This window comes from Enterococcus sp. DIV0174 (assembly GCF_050529065.1).
Lineage (GTDB): Bacteria > Bacillota > Bacilli > Lactobacillales > Enterococcaceae > Enterococcus_B > Enterococcus_B thailandicus.
Window position 1 is genome coordinate 1,874,412 of record NZ_CP172881.1, and the last position, 24,371, is coordinate 1,898,782.

27 protein-coding genes are annotated in these 24,371 nt (G+C 37.3%); 1 reads left to right on the forward strand and 26 read right to left on the reverse strand.

Going from position 1 to position 24,371, the window contains the following annotated elements:
- Positions 1-20: 20 nt before the first annotated feature.
- The 10 genes from ftsA to IGJ93_RS08945 all read right to left on the reverse strand — a co-directional run bounded on the left by ftsA (position 21) and on the right by IGJ93_RS08945 (position 10,666).
- Positions 21-1,343, reverse strand: coding sequence for a cell division protein FtsA (gene ftsA, locus IGJ93_RS08900; RefSeq protein WP_067480559.1), 1,323 nt, complete (start codon positions 1,341-1,343; stop codon positions 21-23).
- A 150-nt stretch (positions 1,344-1,493) separates the two neighbouring features.
- Positions 1,494-2,633 (reverse strand): cell division protein FtsQ/DivIB, encoded by a 1,140-nt coding sequence (locus IGJ93_RS08905; RefSeq protein WP_270659610.1) that lies wholly within the window; start codon positions 2,631-2,633, stop codon positions 1,494-1,496.
- Between the two features lie 15 nt (positions 2,634-2,648).
- Complete coding sequence (murG, locus tag IGJ93_RS08910) at positions 2,649-3,740, reverse strand: undecaprenyldiphospho-muramoylpentapeptide beta-N-acetylglucosaminyltransferase (RefSeq protein ID WP_285700590.1); 1,092 nt, start codon at positions 3,738-3,740, stop codon at positions 2,649-2,651.
- Positions 3,741-3,760: 20 nt separating this feature from the next.
- Positions 3,761-5,122 carry a UDP-N-acetylmuramoyl-L-alanine--D-glutamate ligase gene (gene murD / locus IGJ93_RS08915; RefSeq protein ID WP_285700591.1) on the reverse strand — a complete coding sequence of 454 codons (1,362 nt, stop codon included), beginning with the start codon at positions 5,120-5,122 and terminating at the stop codon, positions 3,761-3,763.
- A gap of 13 nt (positions 5,123-5,135) precedes the next feature.
- Positions 5,136-6,098: a phospho-N-acetylmuramoyl-pentapeptide-transferase gene (gene mraY, locus IGJ93_RS08920; protein ID WP_071868210.1), complete on the reverse strand. Its 963-nt coding sequence runs from the start codon at positions 6,096-6,098 to the stop codon at positions 5,136-5,138.
- Positions 6,099-6,124: 26 nt separating this feature from the next.
- Positions 6,125-8,320: a penicillin-binding transpeptidase domain-containing protein gene (locus IGJ93_RS08925; RefSeq protein WP_067480544.1), complete on the reverse strand. Its 2,196-nt coding sequence runs from the start codon at positions 8,318-8,320 to the stop codon at positions 6,125-6,127.
- Positions 8,321-8,713: a cell division protein FtsL gene (gene ftsL / locus IGJ93_RS08930; protein WP_067480541.1), complete on the reverse strand. Its 393-nt coding sequence runs from the start codon at positions 8,711-8,713 to the stop codon at positions 8,321-8,323.
- A gap of 4 nt (positions 8,714-8,717) precedes the next feature.
- The gene (rsmH, locus tag IGJ93_RS08935; RefSeq protein ID WP_067480538.1) at positions 8,718-9,680 is read right to left on the reverse strand and encodes a 16S rRNA (cytosine(1402)-N(4))-methyltransferase RsmH; all 963 of its coding nucleotides are present in this window, start codon (positions 9,678-9,680) and stop codon (positions 8,718-8,720) included.
- A gap of 19 nt (positions 9,681-9,699) precedes the next feature.
- On the reverse strand, positions 9,700-10,131 hold the full coding sequence (gene mraZ / locus IGJ93_RS08940; protein WP_067481326.1) for a division/cell wall cluster transcriptional repressor MraZ: 432 nt from the start codon (positions 10,129-10,131) through the stop codon (positions 9,700-9,702).
- Between the two features lie 166 nt (positions 10,132-10,297).
- Entirely contained in the window at positions 10,298-10,666 is a 369-nt protein-coding gene (locus IGJ93_RS08945; protein WP_067480535.1) for a DUF3397 domain-containing protein, read from the reverse strand.
- Between the two features lie 352 nt (positions 10,667-11,018).
- Between IGJ93_RS08945 and IGJ93_RS08950 the strand changes: the two genes are divergently transcribed.
- Entirely contained in the window at positions 11,019-11,135 is a 117-nt protein-coding gene (locus IGJ93_RS08950; RefSeq protein WP_067480532.1) for a DUF4044 domain-containing protein, read from the forward strand.
- A gap of 53 nt (positions 11,136-11,188) precedes the next feature.
- Here the strand turns inward: IGJ93_RS08950 and recN are convergent, their stop codons facing one another.
- From recN to IGJ93_RS09030, 16 genes are all read right to left on the reverse strand, one after another.
- Positions 11,189-12,877 carry a DNA repair protein RecN gene (recN, locus tag IGJ93_RS08955; protein WP_067480529.1) on the reverse strand — a complete coding sequence of 563 codons (1,689 nt, stop codon included), beginning with the start codon at positions 12,875-12,877 and terminating at the stop codon, positions 11,189-11,191.
- A gap of 16 nt (positions 12,878-12,893) precedes the next feature.
- Positions 12,894-13,343, reverse strand: a complete 450-nt coding sequence (argR, locus tag IGJ93_RS08960; RefSeq protein ID WP_067480526.1) for an arginine repressor — start codon at positions 13,341-13,343, stop codon at positions 12,894-12,896.
- An 81-nt stretch (positions 13,344-13,424) separates the two neighbouring features.
- Positions 13,425-14,243: a TlyA family RNA methyltransferase gene (locus IGJ93_RS08965; protein WP_067480523.1), complete on the reverse strand. Its 819-nt coding sequence runs from the start codon at positions 14,241-14,243 to the stop codon at positions 13,425-13,427.
- An 8-nt stretch (positions 14,244-14,251) separates the two neighbouring features.
- Positions 14,252-15,142: a polyprenyl synthetase family protein gene (locus tag IGJ93_RS08970; protein WP_067480520.1), complete on the reverse strand. Its 891-nt coding sequence runs from the start codon at positions 15,140-15,142 to the stop codon at positions 14,252-14,254.
- Positions 15,142-15,366 (reverse strand): exodeoxyribonuclease VII small subunit, encoded by a 225-nt coding sequence (locus IGJ93_RS08975; RefSeq protein WP_067480516.1) that lies wholly within the window; start codon positions 15,364-15,366, stop codon positions 15,142-15,144. Before IGJ93_RS08975 ends, IGJ93_RS08970 begins: the two co-directional genes overlap by 1 nt.
- 3 nt (positions 15,367-15,369) lie before the next feature.
- A complete protein-coding gene (gene xseA, locus IGJ93_RS08980) occupies positions 15,370-16,710 on the reverse strand; it encodes an exodeoxyribonuclease VII large subunit (RefSeq protein ID WP_067480513.1) in 1,341 nt (446 codons plus the stop codon).
- On the reverse strand, positions 16,711-17,565 hold the full coding sequence (locus IGJ93_RS08985; RefSeq protein WP_430596920.1) for a bifunctional methylenetetrahydrofolate dehydrogenase/methenyltetrahydrofolate cyclohydrolase: 855 nt from the start codon (positions 17,563-17,565) through the stop codon (positions 16,711-16,713).
- Positions 17,566-17,659: 94 nt separating this feature from the next.
- A complete protein-coding gene (gene nusB / locus IGJ93_RS08990) occupies positions 17,660-18,109 on the reverse strand; it encodes a transcription antitermination factor NusB (protein WP_067480507.1) in 450 nt (149 codons plus the stop codon).
- Positions 18,102-18,527 carry an Asp23/Gls24 family envelope stress response protein gene (locus IGJ93_RS08995; protein ID WP_071868204.1) on the reverse strand — a complete coding sequence of 142 codons (426 nt, stop codon included), beginning with the start codon at positions 18,525-18,527 and terminating at the stop codon, positions 18,102-18,104. Before IGJ93_RS08995 ends, nusB begins: the two co-directional genes overlap by 8 nt.
- Before the next feature lie 18 nt (positions 18,528-18,545).
- A complete protein-coding gene (gene efp / locus IGJ93_RS09000; protein WP_067480502.1) occupies positions 18,546-19,103 on the reverse strand; it encodes an elongation factor P in 558 nt (185 codons plus the stop codon).
- A 157-nt stretch (positions 19,104-19,260) separates the two neighbouring features.
- Positions 19,261-20,325 (reverse strand): M24 family metallopeptidase, encoded by a 1,065-nt coding sequence (locus IGJ93_RS09005; protein ID WP_071868203.1) that lies wholly within the window; start codon positions 20,323-20,325, stop codon positions 19,261-19,263.
- A gap of 195 nt (positions 20,326-20,520) precedes the next feature.
- Positions 20,521-20,766 (reverse strand): GlsB/YeaQ/YmgE family stress response membrane protein, encoded by a 246-nt coding sequence (locus IGJ93_RS09010; protein WP_067480496.1) that lies wholly within the window; start codon positions 20,764-20,766, stop codon positions 20,521-20,523.
- A gap of 134 nt (positions 20,767-20,900) precedes the next feature.
- Positions 20,901-21,275 carry a DUF956 family protein gene (locus IGJ93_RS09015; protein ID WP_067480493.1) on the reverse strand — a complete coding sequence of 125 codons (375 nt, stop codon included), beginning with the start codon at positions 21,273-21,275 and terminating at the stop codon, positions 20,901-20,903.
- Between the two features lie 321 nt (positions 21,276-21,596).
- Positions 21,597-22,511 carry a PTS system mannose/fructose/sorbose family transporter subunit IID gene (locus IGJ93_RS09020; protein ID WP_067480490.1) on the reverse strand — a complete coding sequence of 305 codons (915 nt, stop codon included), beginning with the start codon at positions 22,509-22,511 and terminating at the stop codon, positions 21,597-21,599.
- A 17-nt stretch (positions 22,512-22,528) separates the two neighbouring features.
- The gene (locus IGJ93_RS09025; RefSeq protein ID WP_067480487.1) at positions 22,529-23,338 is read right to left on the reverse strand and encodes a PTS mannose/fructose/sorbose transporter subunit IIC; all 810 of its coding nucleotides are present in this window, start codon (positions 23,336-23,338) and stop codon (positions 22,529-22,531) included.
- A 48-nt stretch (positions 23,339-23,386) separates the two neighbouring features.
- Positions 23,387-24,352 carry a mannose/fructose/sorbose PTS transporter subunit IIA gene (locus tag IGJ93_RS09030; RefSeq protein WP_067480484.1) on the reverse strand — a complete coding sequence of 322 codons (966 nt, stop codon included), beginning with the start codon at positions 24,350-24,352 and terminating at the stop codon, positions 23,387-23,389.
- Positions 24,353-24,371 lie beyond the last annotated feature (19 nt).

Here is a 24,371-nt window from a genome sequence, read left to right on the forward strand (position 1 = left end):
TTTATTCCTCCCAGGATGAATTAATCAAAAATATTTGTAAAGAAACCTTTGATTTTACTTGTTACGTTTTCACCAGATTTTTTTTCTTCTGGTTCTTCATAAGTTACCTCTTCAGCTGATTCGTAAGAGTCATAAGAAGGTGCTTCATGTTCAGTAACTGATACATGCTGAATAGCTGTTTCGCCAGTAACTGCTGATTTAGCAAGTTGATATACTTCACTTAAGTTTGCTGAATAATCAACAATACTAATGACGTTTGTAAAGACTGGATTTCTTAGTCCCATATGGTTAGGAACATACAGTTTTACATTAACACCAAAAATTTCTTGTGCTAGTTCAACTACGCCTGGCAAGCTAGCCGCACCACCTGTTAATATGACACCACCAGGTAATTCCAACGCTTCGATTTGATCCAAAGCATCTTTTGCTTTATTAAAGATTTGTTCCATACGAGCTGAAATTACTTCTGATAGATAACGTTCATCAACCTTGACAGGTTCTGATTGTCCAATTACATCCACAGGAAATTCTTCGTTTTCTGATGTTCTTTCTGGATACGCATCACCATAATTAATTTTTAATGCCTCTGCGTTGTTGAATGAAGTATTCAAAACGATTGAGATATCTTTAGTGACAAATTCGCCACCTTCTTGATCTGTGTTTGTAAATTTCAATTGTTTGTCATGCATAACAGCCGTTGTAGTTTGGCCACCACCCATGTCAATAACAATCGTTCCAAAATCTTTTTCTCCGTCAGAAAGAATCGTTTCCGTTAAAGCTAACGGTGTAATTACTAATTCATTGACAATTAAGCCAGCTTTTTCGACGCACTTTCTGATATTGTGAACAATCGTTTTTGGTCCAGTAAATAATAGACCAAACATTTCTAAGCGCACACCGATCATTCCTCGAGGATCTCTAATCCCTTCAAAACCATCTACAGTAAAGTCTTGTGGCAAAATTGACACGATCTGACGTTCAGGAGGAATTGAACGAACAAGGGCAGCTGAAGCCACATTTCTGACATCTTCATCGGTGATTTCTTTTGAATCCCCATTTACTGCAATCATTCCTTGGCAATTTTCGACTTCAAGCATATTTGCAGGTAATCCCACACTGACACCCTTAATTTGAATGCCGGCTTTTTCTTCTGCTTGTCGTACTGCACGTTGAATTGCTTGAACTGTTTTATCAATATCAACGATAATGCCGCGGTTAATCCCTTCTGATTTTGCGTTTCCTACTCCAATAATATTCATTTGGCTGTCGATATATTCAGCCACGACAACTTTGACAGATGTCGTTCCAATATCAAGGCCTACATACATTCCTGTTTTTGCCATGAATGGGATTCCCTCCTACTTACTATTCCATATACAAGCGAACAACTAACGTTCGTTTTTAAATATACTATATTATAGATATTCACTGCTTTCAATTCTACCATAAATTAATAGTTTTTAGAAAGTAGATTATCACTTTTTAAGGTTGTTTTATTGATTTTCGATTGAACTACTTGAAGATGGCGTTGACTCATCAGCTTGTTGGTCTGCTTCAGTTGACTCACCAGACTCTATTTCTGTTGATGTGACAGCATTTTGATTTGTTTCTTCGTCAGCGGAAGTTTCGGTTTGCTCTTCTGTACTATTTGAGTAAGGATAAGAAAAAATGCCAACTTCCATGTCAATCACACCATTTTCTTGCATCTCTTTAGCAACTTGTGGGTAATATTTCATTTGACTAGCCAAATTCGTGATATTCACTAATACCTGATTACCATCGTTCATGTTCATCTGAAGTAAATTTTCATTACTTTCTGTGGGTGCATATTTAATTTCTGAAATGGCTTTTTGTAGCTCAGCAGAAAGTTGATTGTATTGTTTTACCAAGGCCTTAATTTTTGCATCACTTTTGAAGTCTTCAAGAATCGGTAAATTTTTCGTAGGGTTATCTACTTTTTGATCTAAAACAATGCCATTTTCAAGTACAGGATAATACTTGTTTTCAGTAGCAATTAACGCAATATCTTTATATTCCGTGATTGCTAGCTCAAATTGATTGATTGAATGAAAACTAATTTCTGCTGTCTTCACTCGAGGTTGTTCAGTTTTCAATTCTTTTACATGTTGATCTCTGTCCCAATATTGTGTCCACAAATTGTCACCAATTCTTAACTTTGATTCAGCGATCACTGTCTGATTAGAAATGAGCTCATTTCCAGTTACAGTAACTGCTTCTAGCTTACTATATGGTGAAATATAATAAATCAAAAATAACAACGGAATCCCTAAGATTGTTATAATTAATGACAGTCTACGCATCAAGACTTTGTTACGCTGATTTTTCAAATTAGGCAATCGATTTAAGAAAGAACCATTATATGGACCTGTCTGTTTGGTTGACTCTTCTGGTTCAGTCAGAAACGCTGGAAGTTCATCCTTTTCGTCTTCGTTGGACGAATCTTTTGACTGTTCTTCTTGGTTTGTAACAGATTCGTCTGAATCTTCGTGAAGTTTCTCGTCCTTTTTATGATGTTCAGCTAAATACTTTTGGTTGGCCTTTTGCCACGGAGTTAGTTCATCTTGGTTATCAGATGATTTGGGTAAATCATTTGGTTCTTTCTTTTTACTCACTAAGACCACCACCTTTTACTTTTTAATAACACTTTGAACCAATTCATATAAACGTTTAGATGCGTCTGGCATCCCTTGTTTTTTTGAAGCCTGTGACATTTGCTGTTGCACTTTTTCGTCTGTCATGATTTCATTGATTGCTCTTCCTAAAGTTTCACCTGTTAACTCGCCATCTGCGATCATTCTTGCAGCACCCGCATTCACTAAGCTTTGCGCATTTTTAGTTTGATGATCATTAGTAACATAAGGACTTGGGATCAAAATTGCTGGTAATCCTAATGCTGTAAATTCTGCAATGGACGTTGCACCTGCTCTTCCTACAAGCAAATCACTACTTGCCATCACTTCAGCCATCTGTCGAATATATGGTTGAATACTGACATTGCTTAGCTTGATAGCACCAACTTGACTTTTAATTTGTTCATAGTAGCGATCTCCTGAAGCGTATAATACTTGGTAACTATCATCATTAAAGCTATCTAGGAAATTCATTACCGCTTCATTCAACTTCAACGCACCTTGGCTTCCACCAAAAATCAGAACTGTTTTTTTATCTGTTGCTAATCCGAAATTAGCTAAAATAGTCGATTTCGGTGTGTCAGCGACTTCCTGTGCGCGAGGATTACCAATCAGACTTGATTTTTCTTCTGGAAAAAATTGTGCTACATCTTGGAAAGAAAGCGCAATATGGTCAACATAACGACTAAGAAACTTATTGGTAATTCCTGGAACACTATTTTGTTCATGAATGATTGTTGGAATATTCAACTTTGCCGCAGCGTATACAACAGCACCTGATACATATCCACCTGTTCCAATCACCACATCTGGCTGAAAATCTTTCAAGATTTTTTTTGCTTGGCGAATACTTTTCAAAAATAGTTGGACTGTTTTGACATTGTCAAATGACAATTTCCGTTTAAATCCTTGAATTTCTAAAGTATGAAAAGGAATACCAGTCTCTGGAACAATCTTATTTTCTAATCCTCGTTTTGCCCCGACATACATAAACTCAGCATCTTGATCTTGAGATTTCACATAATTAACAAAGGCTAATGCTGGATAGATATGACCACCTGTTCCGCCGCCTGTAACCAAAATTTTCATTTTTATCGCTCGTTTCTTTTCTATTTTAATTTATTGACAGCTTCCATGAAGCGCGTACCACGAATCTCGAAGTTAGGATATTGATCCCAGCTTGCATTAGCTGGAGATAACAAAATAACATCTTCTTCATCACTCAACGCTAATGCTAGTGGTACAGCTGTTTCAACATTTTCTGTTATTTCAATTACTTGAATACCGGCCTTTTGACCAGCTTCAACTAGTTTATGTTTCGTTTCGCCGAACGCAATCAACGCTTTCACATTTTGAAGAGACGGAACTAGTTCATCAAAACTATTACCTCTGTCTAATCCACCAGCTAATAAAATCATTTTTTCTGGAGCAAAACCACTTAGTGCCATTTCCGTTGCTAAGATATTGGTTGCTTTAGAATCGTTATAAAATTTTCTTCCCTGAATTTCTCCTACATATTGAGTGCGATGAGGAACGCCATGGAATAAATGCAGTGTTTGTTTAATTGCTTCCGTCGAGATATCGTATAATTTAGCAACCGTAATTGCCGCCAAAGCATTTTCAATATTGTGCGCACCAGGAACGCCTAAATCTGAAGCATCCATGATTTTTTCTTGATTATAATAAATGATTCCCTCTACGCAATACGCACCTTTTTCCAATACTTCTGTTGTCGAGAAAGGTAAGATCTGTGCTTGCGTCGTTTGAGATAACATTCGTAGTTCTTCCTGGTTCCAATTCAAAATCAAATAATCTTCAGTTGTCATATTTTTTTGAATTTCCCATTTTGCTTTTACATACTCTTCACGTGTTCCATGATAGTCAATATGTGCTTCATAGATATTTGTGATAACTGCTACATTTGGATGAAAGTCTGTAATACCCATTAGTTGAAAACTTGACAATTCCATAACAATTTTATCGTCTGCTTGTGCTTCCTGAGCTACGCTACTTGCTGGATAACCAATATTTCCGGCTAAATGAGCCATTCCCTTGCTTTCTCCAGCATTTAACAGTAATCCCGTCATTGTTGTCGTTGTCGTTTTTCCATTCGTTCCAGTGATACCAATAATTGGACATTCCGCTACCTCGTAAGCTAACTCTACTTCCGTAATTACCGGAATACCCATTTCTTGTGCCTTCGCCACCAATGGATGGTTATAAGGAATACCAGGATTCTTTACCATTACAGAAAAATCTTCATCCAAAAGTTCAATTGGATGACTACCTGTAACTACTTTGATTCCTAAAGCTAATAAATCTTGGGCCTCAGGGTTCTCATCAAATGGTTTTCCGTCGTTAACGGTGACAAGTGCGCCCAATTCATGTAACAATTTGGCCGCACTAAATCCGCTTTTTGCAAGTCCTAAGACTAGGACTTTTTTATTTTCATATGTTGTTATTTTTTTCATTTCCTGTCATCTCCTACCAAACAAGCCATAATGTAATAAGTGAAGTTCCTAAGCTAACTAACCAAAAAACAATATCGATTTTCCATTCAGACCAGCCACTCATTTCAAAGTGATGATGAATTGGTGACATTTTGAAAATTCGTTTCCCAGTTAACTTAAATGAAGCTACTTGTAACATTACACTTGCCGTTTCCATAACATAAATCAAACCAACTAATAACAACGTCCATTCTTGATTTAGCATCATTGAGATTGCTGCTAACAAACCACCTAAAGCCAAAGAACCCACATCACCCATAAAAATTTTCGCAGGTTTGTGATTGTAAGAAAAGAAACCAATTAATCCACCAACGACACTTAAACAAATAATCAAAACATCTAGTTGGTTTTGATGCCAAGCAATAAGGGCATAAGTTGCAAAAGAAATCGTTCCTAGTCCTGCAACTAAGCCATCGATTCCATCCGTCAAATTCACTGCATTTGAGAACCCAACCAACCAGAAAATTGCGAATAGCCCATAGAGAATTCCTAAGCTAATTTCTAATCCAAAAAAGTTAAGTATACCTGGGTAACCTTCTGAACGATAAACGAGATAAAAAGCTACTCCTCCAACAATTTGACCAATCAATTTTTGAATGGAATTTAATCCCATATTTCTTTTTTTAAAAACTTTAATGAAATCATCTAAAAAACCAATGGCACCATATAACGCTAAAACAAATAACAAAATAAAGAGTATGGGTGTTAGCTGGTTTTGCCATGCTCCCACCCAGATGCCAGTTAAGATTGCTGCAATTAGGAACACTAAGCCACCCATCGTCGGAGTCCCGGCTTTGATGTTATGCCATTTAGGTCCTTCTTCACGAATCGCCTGTCCTTGTTTTTTCATTTGAAAGTAGCCAATAAACAATGGCATTACTGCAACTGTCATCGCAAAGCTACTCACAATGGGAATTAATGCTTGTGTCCATTCCATGCTTTTTTTCTCTCCTATTTCTTTTCTTACTCTTTTAAAGTAAAGTGTAATTTTTTATCGGTAATTTTTTCATACGGCGCGAGACTTTGCTCGGTACAATAACCATCACCATCAAAAGTGACTTCAATGCCAAGAATTTTGCCTAACTTCATAATATCGGCTTTTGACCAACCAGTAACATCAGGCATCAGTTCATCGCCACCCGTTTGTAGAATCAATTTTTCTCCCAGAATGAGTTTGTCGCCGTTGGAAGTTGATTGCTTGATAACTTTCTTTCCGTTACCAATCACTACTGGCTGTAAGCCGCTCTTTTGCGCATCAGCCGCAGCAATATCTGATTCCAAATTGCGGTAATCAGCAACCACCACTTTTTCTGTTTGATCCGTCGTTTCTTTAGTGTCGCCTTCTGTTTCTTTGAAGTCCATCGCACGTTTCATTAATGGATTTGCAATTTTTGCTAAAGCCATTCGATCATATGTTTTTGGATGTTTCATCGTTAGATAAAGAACATATTCAGGATCTTCTGAAGGAACCATTTCAACGATTGAATAAAGATAAGAAGTATCTCCAACTTGATAACCACCAGAGTCAGAAGCAATCTGTGCTGTACCAGTTTTTGCTGATACGTTATACCCTGGTACAGAATAAACACCATAAGCACTTCCGTAATTTTCACTTTCAACAACATCACGCATATATTCACGTACTTTTTCTGTCGTTTCTTTTGAATATGGTTGTCCTAATACTTCTGTCTGAGTTGTTCGTTCTTCTCCAGTTTGTGGATCAACGATTTTACTGATGAATCTAGGTTGAAGCATCGTTCCATTGTTAGCGATTGAAGAAAATGCCTTCATCATTTGAAAATTAGTTACACCAACTGCTTGACCATATGCACTCATTGCTCGGTCAACAATATTTTCTGTTGGCAATGTGCCTGCATTTTCGTCGTCTAGTCCAGAGTGAGTACTTTGACCAAAGCCAAGTTTTTGAAGGTAGTTGTACCAACGTCCACCTAGTCTTTGTTCTAAAATAACCATTCCCACGTTACTTGACCAAGATAGTGCTTGACGCATTGTCAATACACCTTTTTCACCAAAGTCATGGTCATTGATAGTTGCATCAGCCACAGCGATTTTACCAGAAACAAATGTTTCGTTTTCGTTGTACTCGCCTTCTTCGATAGCCGCAGCAGTCGTAAAGACTTTCATTGTCGAACCTGGTTCATACCGATCCTGTACTAAGAAATTACGCCAAACAGCATTTTCGTCATTTAGCCCCTCCATTGTTTCGGGGTTAAAGGTAGGGCGTTGACCCATTGCTACGATTTCACCAGTTTTAGCTTCCATTAAAACAGCAGTCAGCTCTTCAGGTTGATATTCTTGATTGACTTGATCCATCAAAGTTTCTAAATAACTTTGTAATCTACTATCTAGAGTGGTATAGATATCCTGACCATCTTTAGAAGCAACTTCATCAGCAACCGTTCCTGGTAAAGGATTTTGATATTTATCTTTTTGATAAACAATCTTGCCATCTTTCCCAGTTAAAATATCATTATAAGCGGATTCTAATCCCAAACTACCGACTAGCCCATTGCCTTCCTTATTAGGAATTGCAAATCCAATAAAGTGGGAAGAAAACACACCATTTGGATACATGCGAGACTTGTGAGAATCAAAATAAAGACCAGCTAAACCAGCCTTTTTCATTTGTGACTCAATCGTCTGCTTTGTTTCCTGCGTGATATTCTGTCCGTAATTACCAAATTCAACTTGATATAACTCATTATCCGCTCCATTTTGCAAGATTTTTAGTGCGGCATTTTTCTTAATTGATAAATTATCACTTAAAATTGTTGCGATTTTACTAAAATCTTTTTCTTGAGCATAAAGTTTTTTATTTTCAGACGTATATGTTTTTGAAAGAATTGCTTTGATGGAATAAGAGGTCGCATCTTCAGCAATTGCAATACCATTTCGGTCATAGATTGTGCCTCGTTTCGCCTGCACAACTTCACTTCCTCGGTAAAGCTGCTCTGTTTTTTCAGATAACGAAGTACCAGCCACGTGACCACCTATTATAATGTACGAGAAACGGACGGCAAATAAAAAGAACAACCCAATACTCGTAGCAAATAAAATGATACCTACTTTTTTGCGATTGTTCATCGGATTTTGATTTTTCTTTTCCATAAACCGCCGAAATTTATTTTTAAGACTCATTTACTTCACTTTCCTTAAATTGTCGTCATTAATTGACAATCCTTTTTCTTCTGCGATTTGTTTTACGCGTTCTGTACGCGAAAGTTCATTCTTTTCTTGTTCCAAAGTTGTTTTTTCTGTTTTCTTTTCAGTAATATCCGTTTGGATCGAAGTAATTGCTTGTTCAGCACCACTAATGTTGGTTCTTAACATAATTGTCAAAACGGACAAAGAAATTAGCATAACAATTAAACCACTGATAACTAATTTTTCTAAATTAGAAATTCGTTTCAATCGTCTAGCAGGTGATTGAGGTAGAACAACTTCTTGACTAGAATCTGGCAGTTGTTCAGCTTGATCCACCATGTCGGGGAAATCATATGGATATTCATGTGCTCTTTTTAGTTCTGCCATTATTCTACTCCTCTGTCACTCGTATTTTTTCCGCAATTCGCAGTTTTGCACTACGTGAACGATTGTTTTCTGCTAATTCTTCTTCTGATGGAAGGATTGGCTTTCTAGTGATTACTTTTAATTCCGGTTGAAACTCCTCAGGAACAACTGGTAATCCTGGTGGTAGATCTCTAACTGTACTGTATTCTTTGAATAAACTTTTAACGATTCGATCTTCTAATGAATGGAACGTAATCGCACTGATTCGACCATTTAATTTCAATAATTTGATTGCTTGTTCTAAAGAAGTTTCTTCTGCTCCAAGTTCATCATTTACCGCAATTCGAACTGCTTGGAAAATTCTTTTTGCAGGATGACCACCTTTTCTCCTAGCTGGGGCTGGAATCACACGTTTGATGATTTCAACTAATTCGCCAGTTGTTTCGATTGGCTTTTCTTTTCGTACACGCTCAATTTCACGAGCGATTTGTTTCGAAAATTTTTCTTCGCCATAACGAAAGAAAATTTTTACCAGTTCTTGATAAGAATATTCATTGATAACATGAAAAGCAGAAATTGGTGCTGACTGATCCATCCGCATATCTAATGGTGCATCCTGGTGGTAACTAAACCCACGTTCGGCCTCATCTAATTGAGGTGAAGAAACACCTAAGTCATACAAAATCCCATCGACTTCTGTCACTTCTCGTTCAGCTAACTGAAGTTCTAACTCCCTAAAATTAGCCTTGATAAAAGTAACCATTCCTTTTTCAACATATGGCGCTAACCGTTGTTTTGCATGGTCAATTGCCTTTTGATCCTGATCAAAAGCATAAAGATGCCCATCGGTGTTCAATTGGCTTAGTAAATATTCACTATGTCCGGCACCGCCTAAAGTACAGTCTACATAAGTCCCGTTTGGTTTAATGTTTAAGCCATTTACGGTTTCCTTCAACATGACTGTATAGTGTTGAAATGTTTCAGTCATTGGTCAGCCTCTTCCTATTCTATAGTCCAAAATCAATCATATTTTCAGCAATTTCATCGAAGTTACTCTCAGCTTCATCAGAAAATGTTTGCCAACGTGATTCGTCCCAAATTTCGATTCGATTTGAAACACCAATCACTACGCATTCTTTTTCTAGACTTGCATGACTTCTCAAAGTGCTGGGAATGTTGATACGACCTTGTTTATCAAGTTCGCATTCAGTGGCAGCCGAATAAAAAAACCGCACAAAAGTACGTGCATCTTTTTTGGTTAACGGCATTTCGCTAAGCTTATCTTCTAAGTTTTCCCACTCGCTCATTGGATAGCCAAAAAGACAGCCATCTAAGCCACGAGTTAGTACGAACTTTTCACCAAGCTCATCACGAAGTTTTGAAGGCACGATCAAACGACCTTTTGTGTCAATATTATGCCGATATTCGCCCATAAACATTGAAACTACCCCCATTCCTCCACTAACTAAAATTAGTCTACCACAATCCCCCACTTTCTACCACCTTTTCTGGAAAATCTGAGACGAACTTTTTTTACATTAACTATTTTTTAAAAAATCAAGCTGCGAAAAATCTTTTAAAAGACTTTCCACAGCTTTTTTGACGTTATAAATAACTCACAATGTTGAACACAATGAGCACTAAATACAAAATGATTGTTAGCAAAAAAGTTAACCGCCACGTCATTTTCAGATAACGTGAATAAACAATTTCTTCATAATAGTATGCCTGAAAAACTGCAATACAAATTCCTAAAAGTAGTACAGAAATAATAAAAAAGGGTAAAACTGAAATTGTGCCCATATTTCTTGAGAGTTCATGCATTCCTCCCCACAGAAATGGGACAGATAAATCAGGAGCCTTTAAATTAAAGCGGCGATTCAATGCAAAGATTCGCACTAAAAATTGGCAACCAAATAAAACGATTGCCGGAAAGATATACCAAAATAATACAATTGGTGTAAAAGTACCCATGTGATGAAAACTCCTTCTTTCTAATTGCTCTAAGTATACTGCAAATACTTTACACAACTATTTCATTTTATTTAATTTATTGTGATTATCATTTTCAGACCATCACTTTTGTTTCTTGTCTATTACAGTCAGATTATTTTTATAGTAGAAACTAGTAAATAACTTGACAGCTGTTACTAATTAGACAACATCTAAAAAAGAGCTTATCATAATTTTCATCTGTGAACCACCGTTTTAAAAAGTCATTCTTAAATATTTTATTTTTACCAACGAAAAATTTACTTCGTAACTTGAACAAAAACACAAAAGGTTGTACACTATTGCTAATGAATCTAACTTAAGGATGAACGCGATGAATAATAAAAAGCAAACAAGTACTTTTTCTAAAGTAACAAAAGTAGTGATTTGGACAATGCTGATTTTAACTGTTGGGTCAGTTGTACTAACTGCTGTAATGAGCGTATTATAAAAAAAGAAGCACCAGCTATTCTCTTGCTTTCAAGAGAGAGCTGGTGCTCTTTTTTATTTATTATGATTTTTTTTTGCCATTTTCAATAACTCTTTGGCATGCTCAATCGTCAATGGCGTAATTTCACTTCCAGCTAGCATCCGAGCAATTTCTTCAATTCTTTGTGGTTCAGCAAGTTCTGAAACTGAAGTTTGTGTTCGACCTGCAACAACATCTTTCACAATATAGTATTGGTAATCAGCAACCGCTGCAACTTGCGGAAGATGCGTGATACACAAAACTTGAGAATATTTTGAAATCTGCGCAATTTTGTCTGCGATTGCTTGCGCCACTCGACCGCTTACCCCAGTATCTACCTCATCAAAAATAATACTTGTCACGCCTTGTTCCGAAGAAAAAATCGTTTTTAACGCTAATAACATTCGCGATAATTCTCCTCCAGAAGCAACTTTCACTAAAGGTTTTAATGGTTCACCAGGATTTGTCGTTATGTAAAATTCAACTTGGTCAAATCCATTTTGGTCAAAGGTTGTTTCTTGTTTAGCAAAACGAACTTCAAACTCTGTATTTTCCATGTACAACCCTTTTAGTTCTTGTAAAATTGACGTCTCAAGTTCCTTAGCAATTTTTTGTCGTTGCTCACGCAAAATCATCGCTTGCTGATGAAGTTCTGTTGCCTTTTCTTCGAGTTCTTTTTTCATTTTCTCTAACTGACCCTCAGAAAAATCAGAGTCACCTAACTCTTTGGTGATATCCTCATAGTAAGTTAAGATTGCTTCAATTGACTCGCCATATTTTCGTTTCAATTGACGGATTACTTCTAATCGCTGATTTACCTCTTCCAAGCGATTATCATCAAGTTCCAAATGATCAATTTGACGACTCATATCTCCAACTGCATCTTGTAACAAGTAGTACGCATTTTGAATGTTCTCAAAAATCGCTTCATACTCTGGATCTAAATGTGCAATCCCCTGCATTTCTGAAACCGCTCGTCCAATTCCATCCACGCTACTCTGCTCACCATTATCCAGCGCGCCATATCCAGCATTCAAGCTATCCACGATTTTCTGATAATTACTTAATTTATCGCGTTCCTCAACTAATCGTTCTTCTTCACCTAGTTGAAGCTTCGCAGCCGCAATCTCTTCTTGCTGAAAATGAAGCATATCCATACGCTGAACAAAAGACTTCTCATTTTGCTGAACTTTTCGCACTTTAGCTTCTAACGTTCGATAATGTCCGTATAATTTTTGATACATTTTTTTCTTCTGTTGGAAGGCCGTATCACCGAATCGATCTAGTAAGATTAAATGTGATTCAGGCTGTAATAGTTCTTGATGTTCATTTTGTCCTTGAATATCAACTAAAAAAGCGCCAATTCGTCGTAAATTTGCCAAAGTCACAATGTGTCCATTGACGCGACAAATATTTTTACCTGTCAAAGCCATATCTCGTCGAACGATTAGGTTATCTTCATCTGATTCAATTCCTAATTCTTCCATTAAATCAGAAAATCCCGGCTGTTTAGGCAACTCAAAAAGGCCTTCAAGAATACACTTATCTGCACCTTGACGAATATAATCACTTGAGCCGCGACCACCTGCTAGTAATCCCAAAGCATCAATGATGATTGATTTCCCAGCTCCAGTTTCGCCAGTTAGTGCCGTCATCCCTTCGTGAAAAGACAATTGCAACTCGGGAATAATCGCAAAGTTGGTAATACTAATTTCTTGTAACACAGCAATCACCCCTTAATTACAAGTAATGTAAGAAATCTTTTTTTAATGACACTGCATCTTCTTCTGTGCGTGTAATCATCAAAACATTATCGTCATCATTAATGATCGAAAATAGTTCTTTCTTGTAGCACTTATCGATTAGGTTCGCCGCTGCAGAAGCATTCCCAGGTAATGTTTTCAAAATGACAAATTTTTCCATTTGATCCACTGCAACAAAAGCATCTTTTAAAATTTTTTCTAATTTTGTTTGAACATCTTCACTTGTTTCTGCCGGCAAACTATAACGATAACCACCATCAGAAGCGGGAACTTTAATCAACTTTAGTTCTTTAATATCCCGAGAAATAGTGGCTTGAGTCACAGAAATTCCTTTGTTTTTCAAAATTTCGACAAACTCTTCTTGTTTCCGGATATCACGTTCGCTCAATAATCGAGTAATCAAACGGTGTCGATCTTTTTTTCTCATTGCTTTTCGCTCCTTAGCTCATTCTTCTTGTTAATGATAGCTTATTTTTCCGGCTTAAGAAAGAAGAAATCTGCAAACCGCTTACTTTTGTTCAAATTGTTCATGTGCCTTAGTGACAACTGCTGAAATATCAATTGTCGGACTCATTGTTCCTTTACCAGAAACTTTTTGGAGATGTGCCAAGAATTCGATGTTTCCTTCGCCACCTGTAATTGGTGAGAAACTCAGTTCTAAGACATCGTAACCACTCGCCATTGCAAAAACTAATGTGTTTTCGATTACTTTTTGGTGCGTTTGAGCATTTCGAACAATTCCATTTTTCCCGACGGCTTCTCTGCCAGCTTCAAATTGAGGCTTAATCAGCGTAACGACTTCTCCCTGATCGGCCAGAATTGCATGTAGAGGCGGTAGCATTAATTTCAGTGAAATAAAAGAAACATCAATCACTGCTACTTCTGGTACGCCCTGTTCAAAATCTTCTGGTTTTGAGTAACGAAAGTTGACGCGCTCCATCACGACTACTCGTGGATCTTGACGAATTTTCCAAGCAAGTTGGTTGTACCCAACATCTAAGGCGTAGCTCATTTTTGCACCATTTTGTAATGCCGCGTCTGTGAATCCTCCAGTAGAAGCACCAATATCTAATAAAATTTTATCTTGAACAGTTAGATCAAAAGCTTTTAAAGCTTTTTCTAGTTTAAGACCACCACGAGAAACATACGGTAATTTTTTCCCTTTGATTTTCAATTCATTCGTTACAGGAATCTTTTCACCCGGTTTATCAAAGCGTTCATTCTTTTCATTATAAATTAACCCAGCCATGACAGAGCGTTTTGCTTGTTCTCTTGTTTCAAAAAGTCCTTGTTTAACGGCCAAAACGTCTACACGTTCTTTTTCCATCTTTTTCCTCATTTCTCCATATCAAATTGTCTGATTAATTGACGTAGCAACTCGCCATCAAATACTAAAACATCTTTTTCTAACTGTGTAACCAATTCATTGGCTTGTTGGATTTCATTTGCTAAAGCTGCATACGCTTTTTCAATTCCTAGTAAACGCGGATACGTATTTTTTCCTTCTTGCGCATCTTTACCAGCTGTCTTACCTAATTTTTCGGTTGTACTCACCACATCTAATAGATCATCCCGAATTTGAAAAGCAAGTCCGAGATGTCCAGCCAATTTTTGTAAACACATCAAAACTTCTTCTGGCTGATTAGCTAAAATACCACCTGCTAACAACGCATAGCGAATCAAGCGACCCGTTTTTCGTTCATGGACAAAGGCAAGTTCTTCTATAGTCAATTCTTGTTTTTCACCTAAAATATCTGCCGTTTGCCCGGCTACCATTCCTTGAGCCCCACTATTACTTGCCAATTGTTGGATAAGCAATAACTTTTTTAAGGGTTCTAGTTGTGTCAAACTAATTAATTGAAACGCCCCTGTCAACAGGCCATCTCCAGCCAAAATAGCAATTGCTTCACCAAAAACTTTATGGTTTGTCGGTTTTCCTCTACGTAAATCATCATTGTCCATTGCAGGTAGATCATCATGGATTAATGAGTACGTATGAACCATTTCAAGAGCCCCTGCTACTTGATATATGGGAGTAGATAATGTTTCACCAAAGGAACTTGCTGTCGCTAAAAGTAGTAATGGTCTAATTCGTTTTCCACCAGCATTAATCGAATAAAGCATACTCTCCTTCAATGCTTCATCAGTTGTATATTCCATTAAAAATTGGGTGATTTCTTGTTCAACCATCGGTAAATTGGTTGCTGAAAATTCGGTTAATTGCATCAAGCTTCCTCGCTCTCACCAAAAGCAACTTCTTCGTTTGTTTCAGTCATCATCTTAGTCAAGGTTTCTTCTGCTTTTGTCAGTGTATCTTGACATTGTTTACTTAGTTCCATTCCGCGTTTAAATGCGTCTAATGCTTTTTCCAAAGGTACATCGCCTTGCTCTAATTGCACAACGATTTTTTCTAATTCTTGCAATGATTCTTCAAATGTTGGATTTTCCATCGGTTATTCTCCTTCTTCGATTTCTTGGACTTTTGTAATAACTTGCCCATCTTGGTAGTGAACAGTCAGTAGTTCTCCTTGTTGGATCTCTGTCACACTTTTAGCTACTTGATTATTAGGTAATGTCGTATAGCTGTAACCTCGGCCCATGATTTTCAACGGGCTTAGTAAATCAAGGGATTGAACAGCTGTTTGAAAATGGCTTTTTTGTTGTTGCATATATTGTTCCATTTTTTCTTTCAAACGCTGTTGTAGATAATCGGTTTCTTGCTTAGCTGTTTTTACACGATAATCAGGAGCTACTTGTTCGAGCTGATGTTTAAGAGAAATAACTTGCTTTTCCTTTTCATAATAAACTTGTTGCGCGGCTTGTTGTAAACGTTGCTTGAAGTGATCTAATTTGATTGTTTGTCCTTCATACAGGCGTTCTGGTTGTCTGAAAACATACGACTGTCTCGAATGTTCAAAACGCTGTTGTTTCGTTTGAATTTGACGCGAAAAAGCTTGCTCTAATCGGGCTTGTCGTTCTTTGATTTTCAACAATACTTCTGATAAAACCGGCACCGCTAATTCAGCTGCTGCCGTTGGGGTTGCAGCCCGCACATCTGCAACTAAATCAGCAATCGTTGTATCTGTTTCATGCCCGACAGAAGAGATAATCGGCGTATTTGCCGCATAAATCGCCCTGGCTACCCGTTCTTCATTAAAAGGCCAAAGATCTTCAATTGATCCCCCACCGCGACCAATTATCATCGTATCAAAATTGCCTAGCGCTTCCACTCGTTCAATATTTTTCACAACATCGTCTGCCGCCTGATTGCCCTGAACTACAGTCGGAAACAATACTAACTGCGCAATTGGATAACGTCTTTTCACCGTCGTAATAATATCCCGAATAACTGCACCGCTAGGACTAGTTAGGACAGCAATTCGCTTAGGAAAACGAGGTAGCGGTTTTTTAGGTCCTTGAAACAGACCTTCTTTCATCAATTTTTCTTTTCTTTCTTCTAGCGCTTGATACAGCGCACCGACACCATCTGGTTCCATATGCTCCACATAGATTTGGTAAGAACCACCAGCTTCATAAAGTGAAATTCGACCGACGACTAAAACCTTCATTCCCTCTTTTGGTTGGAATTTAAGTTTTTGAAACGCGCCTTTAAACATAATTGCCGAGATTTTTGCATGATCGTCTTTCAAGCTGAAATATTGATGCGCGTTTGCCCGCAGGCGAAAGTTAGAAATTTCTCCAGTCAAATACACTCGTTCCAAATAAGGATCTAAATCAAATTTTCTTTTTAGATATTTAGTCAACGACGTTACTGTTAAATATTCTTGCGTCATTTACTCACCTGCTCCAAAAGCTTCAGCAGACTTAACTGTTTGATACATCAACATTGTAATGGTCATTGGCCCAACACCTCGAGGTACTGGCGTGATATAGCTTGCTAATGGCTCGACTTCATCAAACTTGACATCCCCAATTAGTTTGCCCTTTTCATTTCGATTCATTCCCACATCAATTACTACTGCACCTGGTTTGATAAATTCTTTTGTTACAAAATGACCGCGTCCAATCGCAACAACTAAAATATCTGCCTCACGCGCAAGTGCTGGTAAGTCTTTTGTTTTTGAATGTGCAATGGTAACTGTCGCATCTGCCATCAATAATAACAGTCCCATTGGCTTACCAACGATATTACTACGCCCAATTACAACGGCTCGCTTCCCAGCAGGATCAATCGAGTAAGCTTCAAACATTTTCATAATTCCATATGGTGTACAAGGAATCATGTCTGGATCACCAGCAAATAAACGACCAAGATTCATTGGGTGGAATCCATCGACATCTTTTTCAGGTCGGATTGCCAATAACACTTGTTCTTCGTTGATATGTTTTGGTAGAGGTAATTGTACTAAGATTCCATGGAATAATGGATCTTGATTATATTTTTCAATTTCTAAAAGTAATTCTTCTTCAGAAATGGTTTCTGGATAACGTTCTACTTTTGAGTGGATACCAATTTCTTTTGCAACTCGTTCTTTATTTCGAACATAAACTTGACTTGCTTGGTTTTCTCCTACTAATAAAACAACTAGACCAGGATGGATACCAACTTCATTGAGTTCATGCACTTTTTCAGCAATTTCTGTTTGCATTTTTTCTGCTAATTCTTTTCCATTGATTGTGACTGCCATAGAACCACTCCCTGAACTTTTTGTCTTTTTATTCTACCATAGAATTTGATTACCCAATAACAATGATTTTTATTTCTCAAAAAAAAGCTAGGGCCTATGCCCCAGCTTCCATTTCATTTAAAATATTGGATAATACGCCGTTCACAAATTTGCGTGAACGATCATCACTAAATGTTTTCGTTAACTCGATTGCTTCATTTAAAGCAACTGGAGCTGGAACATCGGCCACATATTTCATTTCAAAGATTGCAATGCGCAAGATAACTAAATCCATTTTTGAAATTCGATTGATACGCCAATTATTTTTTAAATGTTTTTCAATCATTTGATCTAATTCATCTTTTTTCGCACACACACCACCAACTAGTGTGTCCAGATAAACCGGAACAAATTCTGATTCTTCCTCATTAATCAATTCACGCTGATCTAACTCAATTGCATGCATGATTGCATCTTCTTTTGTTAAATCTGCATTGAAATCTAGTGGAAATAGTGCTTGCAACGCCATTTCACGAATCTTATGTCTTGATATTTCTTTATTCATTTTCGTCCTCATCGTCTTCAAAAAGTTCTTCCAGTGCGGGTTGTTCTAATTTTTCAGGTACCACTGCTACCACGTGAATATTCACTTCAGCTAAAGCCACGTCTGTCATAAATAAAACTTGTTGGACAACACGTTCTTGCATCTCCATTGCCACTTTGGGAACCGATACTCCGTATTCTAAATAGCAATAAATATCTACTTTTAAGCCATCTTCTTCATTCGCAAGATAGACACCTTTACCATGAGCTGCGCGACCTAATAGTTCAGTTACATTGCTAGCAAAAGTACCACGCATGCCATATACACCTTCTACTTTAGAAGCTGCAATTCCAATAATTACTTCAATAACTTCAGGAGCAATAACAATTTCTCCTAAATCTTGATTTGCGTTTAAGACAAGATTTTTTTCTTCTGCCATTTTTCTTCCTCCTTTTACCTAAGCACGAGATACATATGAACCGTCTCCGGTATTAACAATCAGTTTATCTCCTTGGTTCACAAAGAAAGGTACATTAACCGTTAACCCAGTTTCCATAATTGCTGGTTTCGTTCCGCCAGAAGATGTATCTCCTTTGATGTTCGGATCCGTTTCAGCAACCTCGAGAATAACTGTATTGGGTAACTCAAGACCTAAAATTTCTGTGTCATACATGATAATGTTAACTTCCATGTTTTCTAAAATATACTTCAATTCATCTTTAATCTGTTCTTCAGGAATTTCAATTTGTTCATAGGTTTCTAAATCCATGAAAACATGGCTTCCTGCACTTTCATAAAGATATTGCATTTTTCGATTACTGATTTGAGCTTTTGCTACTTTTTCTCCAGCACGAAAAGTTTTTTCCTGTACGCCGCCTGTACGCAAGTTTTTTAATTTTGAACGAACAAATGCAGCACCTTTTCCTGGCTTAACATGTTGGAATTCAATCACTCGCCAAATCCCGCCATCCACTTCAATTGTTAGTCCTGTTTTGAAATCATTTACAGAAATCATAAATAGCCTCCTAATTCTTTACGGAGAAAAACTCCCAGCTCTGCTATCTTCTACATGCGTAAAAGTCCTTCTATAGTGTATCACTAAATCTAGCTATTTTCTATAACAAAAGTCGGTGTGCCAAGCAGGAAAAGAAATTTTTAAACATCGGGTGAAACTATAGAATAATCAATTCTTTTGGTGAGTGAGTCAGCACACGATTTCCCTCTTTTGTAATTAATAAATCATCTTCAATTCGAACGCCACCAATTCCTGGCAAGTAAATTCCAGGCTCATCAGTGATAACATTTCCAGGAACAAATTGTTTTTCTGCACGAGAAGAAACATTTGGACCTTCATGAATTTCTAACCCGATACCATGTCCAGTCGAATGACCGAACGCTTCACCGTACCCATATTTTGTAATATAGTCACGTGCTACCGCATCTAGTTGAATACCTGTAAGCCCAGGTTTTGCTGCATCTAAGACAGCAAGCTGTGCATCTAACACGATTTGATAGATTTCTTTTAACTTTTCACCAGGATCACCAATAGCAAACGTCCGAGTCATATCAGAAACATATCCTTGATAATAACAACCAAAGTCCAACGTAATCAAGTCACCTTGCTCGATTACTTTTTCACTCGCTACACCATGAGGCATGGCTGAACGTAACCCACTGGCAACAATCGTATCAAACGAAACGCTCGTTGCACCTAACGAACGCATGTAGAAATCAACCTGATTTGCTACTTCGATTTCAGTCATTCCTGGTCGAATCATTTTTAGAATATGGTCATAAGCCATATCAGCAATGCTACATGCTTTTTCAATAATCGCGATTTCTTCTTCGTCTTTTACTTCGCGTAACTCTTCAATCATTCCACTAACTGGGATCAATTCTGCATTGATAATTTCTTCTAACACAGAATATTCTAAGAAGGATACCGTTGTTTCTTCGAACGCTAAAGCATTTAAGTTTTCTCTTTTCACTAAATCAGCTACTTCATCAAAAATCGGGCCAACGTTTTTAATAATTTCAAAACCTTGTGCTTGATTAGCAGCTTGTTCTGTGTAACGGAAATCTGTAATAAAGAATGCTTTGTCCAACGTGATAACTGCTAAACCAGTAGTACCTGTGAAATTGGTCAAGTAACGAAGGTTATAGGGACTTGTAACTAAAAATGAATCCAAATTTTCTTCTTGCATTTTTTTGCGTAGTTTTTCAACACGTACCATCATCAATAAAATCCTTCTTTCTTTACTTTCTTTTTTCTATTATAGCAAATTATTGTTGTTTCTCGTATGAATATGAATGAAAAAAATTTGTTAACTTTCTTTCCTCAGCAAAAAGAAAAAAGAATTTGTTCAGCAAACGCCAAACAAATTCTTTTCCAACAAAAAACAATCGAATCATTGCTTTTTCTATTTAAAAACTTATGCTTTTTTCCCAAAGAAAAATGAAACAACTGCAACTAAAATAACTGCGCCTAAAATTGAAGGCACAATCGCCATGCCTGCAGCACTTGGTCCCCAGTCGCCAAAAATCGCTTGACCAATACTTGAACCAATCAATCCTGCGATGATATTTGTAATGCAGCCCATTGAATTTCCTCTGTTTGTGATGGCGCCAGCAATTGCTCCAATAATTGCGCCAACGATTAGTGTCCATAACCAACCCATAATCTAACCCCCTTCTTTACAAGATAATTTTATCATAATGATTTTCTTACGAGCAAATGATTGAATTTTACTCCAAGAACAAAACAGAAAAAGAACGAGTAACTTTTCCTAACAGAAAAATCACTCGTTCTTTTTTATTTACGTTTAAAGATATTGCGAACGCCTCTCTTAACAACATCAAAGAGACTCAAAGATTTGACCATGTGATCAGGATCAACATAATTACGGACTGCTCTTAAAACGACTTTTGGTTTTTTTGATGAAAAAGAGTACGTACCATTTCTTTTTGTTTGAATAGCATACCGAGGTATCCATTTACCCTTAAACATTACAGAAGCAATCACGTAATCAACTTCTTCCCAAGGGATTTGAACAAACTTACGTGCATCTCTTTCATTATAAAATTCAAACCCTTTATCACCAATCATGATTTTCCCATATTCAGTAATTCCTAAATAAGAAGTAGCATTGACTGTTAAATCGACTTTTGTATTGATTGATTGTACCATGCTAATATTAACTCCATTCAAGTTATTCTCTGTTCCAACAGAACAAAATGCTCGTCAGTATCATTACAATTATAGACATTTCTAAAAAATAAAGCAATGCAGGATGAAATCACTTAACTTATCAATTTTTCTAGAAAAATTTGGTGAAATTATCTAAAAATTCACTGATTTCTTTTTCCGTTACTAGTTGAAAGGAGGGTTGGTCAGGACTCTTATTATCCATATTTCATCTACAAAAGTAATTTCGTAAATATCAACGCTACCTCCCTAAAAAAAATAGTCTGAAGCTCAAAATGAGCTCAGACTATCTGATTATAATTTTTACATCAATCCGATTAAGTGGAAGACAATACCAACCACGAATAATCCAAGGATAATGATGATAGGTGATACTTTTTTCTTAAGTAACCACATACAGAACAATGTTAAACATAGTGCAGCAAGACCAGGGATCAAGCTGTCTAAGTTGTCTTGTAATGTAGTAACTTTAGAAGAAGTTAAAGATAAACCTGCTGCTTGTTGTTCCAAAGCAGATTTAATTCCTTCAGCACCAGCAGGTAATTTGTCCCACTCGATGTATGCACCTTTATCAAGTTTTACTGTAGATACTGTAGGCGCAAAGCTGATTGATACCCAACGGTTAACTAATGAACCCAAGATAAACATCCCCAGAATTGAAGCACCTTTAGTGATGTCTTGTAGTAATCCACCAGATAAATCTTCCGTGATTTTTGAACCAGCTTTGTAGCCGAATTCCTGTGTGTACCACATGAAAGCCATACGAATAATATTCCAACCTAAGAAATAGATGATTGGACCTAAGATATTACCACTCATTGCAAGAGAAGCTGCTAATGCGCCAAGGATTGGTTTCACTGTGAACCAGAAAACTGGATCTCCGATACCAGCTAAAGGTCCCATCATACCAACCTTAACCCCTTGAATTGTTACATCGTCAACAGGTGCACCATTTGCACGTTCTTCTTCAAGTGCCAATGTAACCCCTAGAATTGGTGAAGCTACATATGGGTGAGTATTAAAGAACTCCAAGTGACGTTCTAGTGCAGCTGCACGGTCTTCTTTTGTTTTATATAATTTTTTGATTGCTGGAATCATTGAGAAAGCCCAGCCACCATTTTGCATACGTTCGTAGTTCCATGATCCTTGGATGAAAGTTGAACGCCACCAAACAGAAATACGATCTTTTTTCGATAATTGAATTCTTTCTTCTGCCATTTTCGTGTACGCCTCCTTTAGTAGTTATCTATGATATCGCCTAGTGGGTCACCAGTATTTGAGCCACCGCCGTTACCTGAACCGCCGCCTTGTTTAGAAAGGGCTAAGTAGATAAGAGCAAGAGCTACACCGATTGCACCAAGTCCGATAAGAGTAATTTCAGAAACAGTTGCCAATACGAAACCAATTGCAAAGAATGGCCATACTTCTTTTGTAGCCATCATGTTGATAACCATTGCATAACCTACAGCTACAACCATACCACCACCGATTGCTAAACCGTCTGTTAACCAAACTGGCATAGATTCAAGTAAGCCTTTCACAGGACCTTCACCGATTGCCAAGATCAAAGCAGCTGGAATCGCAATACGAATACCTTGCATACAAATTGCTACAATATGCCATAATTCAACTTTTCTGAAGTTACCTTCTTTAGCAGCAGCATCCATCAAGTGAACGAAAGCCGTTGCGATTGTACGACAGATAATTGTTAATAATAGACCAGCTACAGCTAGAGGTACAGCGATCGCGATAGCTGAAGAAACCCCAGCTCTTCCTTGACCACCTAATACTAAAATAATTGCAGATGCAACAGATGCTAAAGCAGCATCGGGAGCTACAGCAGCGCCGATATTTGCCCAACCAAGAGCGATCATTTGTAAAGTACCACCTAAAATAAGGCAAGGTATTAAGTTCCCAGTAACTAAGCCGATTAACGTACATGCGATTACTGGTTGATGGAAATGAAATTCATCAAGAATTCCTTCCATACCAGCCAAAAATGCTACGATAACGACTAATATCATTTGAATAAAGTTTAATTCCATGATGTTAAGCCTCCATTTTTCTCTGATAGTTAAAACTATGCTTGTTTATTATTTTTTGTTTAGTTCTTCTTGTGCTTTTTTCAAGATTTCATCCATGTTTCCTTTTGAATCATTTGGTACTTTACGTACATCAAATTTGACGCCAGCGTCTTCAAGTTTACGGAAAGTATCAATATCATCTTGACTAAATGCCAATACTTTATTTGGTTGCACTTTACCTGGTGAATGAGCCATAGAACCAACGTTAACTGTTTCTAATGGTACGCCACCTTCAACCGCTCTTAAAACATCTTGTGGGTTTTCGAATAAAAGTAAAGCACGTTGTCCACCAAAGTGTTGGTCATCTTTAGCTAACTTGATCATTTGTTCAATTGGAACAACATGAGCTTTTACACCTGGAGGAGCAGCTTGTTGAATCAATTTTTTACGAAGTTCGTCTTTAGCTACTGCATCAGAAACAACAATAATACGAGTTGGGTTTGTTGTCTTTGTCCAAGCTGTTGCAACTTGTCCATGAAGTAAACGTGAATCAACACGAGCTAAAACATAACTAAACTTACCTGGAGTTCCAGATGCAGATTGCTGTACTTCAGCTTTTGGTGCTTCTTCTGGTTCCAACTCTTCAGGTTTAACCTTCACACCTTCTTTTGCAGTTTCAATGATATGTGCTGCAATTTCTTGCGCAGATTCCATTGAAAAACGAGAAGCATATGCTTCAATTAACATTGGCAAGTTCAAACCACTGACGATTGCCCATTTGTCTTTGTGTTCTTCAAACAATGTATTTGCTTGATTGAATGGAGTACCACCCCATAAATCAACTAAGAATAACACTTCGTCTTGATTGTCAAAAGAAGCAACAGCCTCTTCTAACTTGGCTCTCAAGTCATCTGGACCTTCGCTTGGTTTCAAAATAACTGCTTTAACGTTTTCTTGTTCGCCAAAGATCATTGAACCAGACTGTAAGATTCCTTCAGCAAACTGTCCGTGACTTGCTAGGATAATTCCTACCATACTTATACCTCCTATTTCT

What these genes read in the sequence shown, in the direction of transcription:
- rsmH (WP_067480538.1), bottom strand. Translation starts at nt 9,680, where the DNA reads ATGACTGAAACATTTCAACACTATACAGTCATGTTGAAGGAAACCGTA.
- xseA (WP_067480513.1), bottom strand. Translation starts at nt 16,710, where the DNA reads ATGACGCAAGAATATTTAACAGTAACGTCGTTGACTAAATATCTAAAA.
- IGJ93_RS09015 (WP_067480493.1), bottom strand. Translation starts at nt 21,275, where the DNA reads ATGGTACAATCAATCAATACAAAAGTCGATTTAACAGTCAATGCTACT.
- IGJ93_RS09005 (WP_071868203.1), bottom strand. Translation starts at nt 20,325, where the DNA reads ATGATGGTACGTGTTGAAAAACTACGCAAAAAAATGCAAGAAGAAAAT.
- ftsA (WP_067480559.1), bottom strand. Translation starts at nt 1,343, where the DNA reads ATGGCAAAAACAGGAATGTATGTAGGCCTTGATATTGGAACGACATCT.
- IGJ93_RS08985 (WP_430596920.1), bottom strand. Translation starts at nt 17,565, where the DNA reads ATGGCAGTCACAATCAATGGAAAAGAATTAGCAGAAAAAATGCAAACA.
- IGJ93_RS08925 (WP_067480544.1), bottom strand. Translation starts at nt 8,320, where the DNA reads ATGAGTCTTAAAAATAAATTTCGGCGGTTTATGGAAAAGAAAAATCAA.
- IGJ93_RS08975 (WP_067480516.1), bottom strand. Translation starts at nt 15,366, where the DNA reads ATGGAAAATCCAACATTTGAAGAATCATTGCAAGAATTAGAAAAAATC.
- mraY (WP_071868210.1), bottom strand. Translation starts at nt 6,098, where the DNA reads ATGGAATGGACACAAGCATTAATTCCCATTGTGAGTAGCTTTGCGATG.
- IGJ93_RS09020 (WP_067480490.1), bottom strand. Translation starts at nt 22,511, where the DNA reads ATGGCAGAAGAAAGAATTCAATTATCGAAAAAAGATCGTATTTCTGTT.
- murD (WP_285700591.1), bottom strand. Translation starts at nt 5,122, where the DNA reads ATGAAAAAAATAACAACATATGAAAATAAAAAAGTCCTAGTCTTAGGA.
- IGJ93_RS09010 (WP_067480496.1), bottom strand. Translation starts at nt 20,766, where the DNA reads ATGGGTTGGTTATGGACACTAATCGTTGGCGCAATTATTGGAGCAATT.
- IGJ93_RS08995 (WP_071868204.1), bottom strand. Translation starts at nt 18,527, where the DNA reads ATGGCAGAAGAAAAAAATCTTGTCTTAAACGCAAATCAAGATTTAGGA.
- nusB (WP_067480507.1), bottom strand. Translation starts at nt 18,109, where the DNA reads ATGAATAAAGAAATATCAAGACATAAGATTCGTGAAATGGCGTTGCAA.
- efp (WP_067480502.1), bottom strand. Translation starts at nt 19,103, where the DNA reads ATGATTTCTGTAAATGATTTCAAAACAGGACTAACAATTGAAGTGGAT.
- mraZ (WP_067481326.1), bottom strand. Translation starts at nt 10,131, where the DNA reads ATGTTTATGGGCGAATATCGGCATAATATTGACACAAAAGGTCGTTTG.
- IGJ93_RS09025 (WP_067480487.1), bottom strand. Translation starts at nt 23,338, where the DNA reads ATGGAATTAAACTTTATTCAAATGATATTAGTCGTTATCGTAGCATTT.
- argR (WP_067480526.1), bottom strand. Translation starts at nt 13,343, where the DNA reads ATGAGAAAAAAAGATCGACACCGTTTGATTACTCGATTATTGAGCGAA.
- IGJ93_RS08965 (WP_067480523.1), bottom strand. Translation starts at nt 14,243, where the DNA reads ATGGAAAAAGAACGTGTAGACGTTTTGGCCGTTAAACAAGGACTTTTT.
- IGJ93_RS08970 (WP_067480520.1), bottom strand. Translation starts at nt 15,142, where the DNA reads ATGCAATTAACCGAATTTTCAGCAACCAATTTACCGATGGTTGAACAA.
- ftsL (WP_067480541.1), bottom strand. Translation starts at nt 8,713, where the DNA reads ATGGCAGAACTAAAAAGAGCACATGAATATCCATATGATTTCCCCGAC.
- IGJ93_RS08950 (WP_067480532.1), top strand. Translation starts at nt 11,019, where the DNA reads ATGAATAATAAAAAGCAAACAAGTACTTTTTCTAAAGTAACAAAAGTA.
- IGJ93_RS09030 (WP_067480484.1), bottom strand. Translation starts at nt 24,352, where the DNA reads ATGGTAGGAATTATCCTAGCAAGTCACGGACAGTTTGCTGAAGGAATC.
- IGJ93_RS08945 (WP_067480535.1), bottom strand. Translation starts at nt 10,666, where the DNA reads ATGGGTACTTTTACACCAATTGTATTATTTTGGTATATCTTTCCGGCA.
- murG (WP_285700590.1), bottom strand. Translation starts at nt 3,740, where the DNA reads ATGAAAATTTTGGTTACAGGCGGCGGAACAGGTGGTCATATCTATCCA.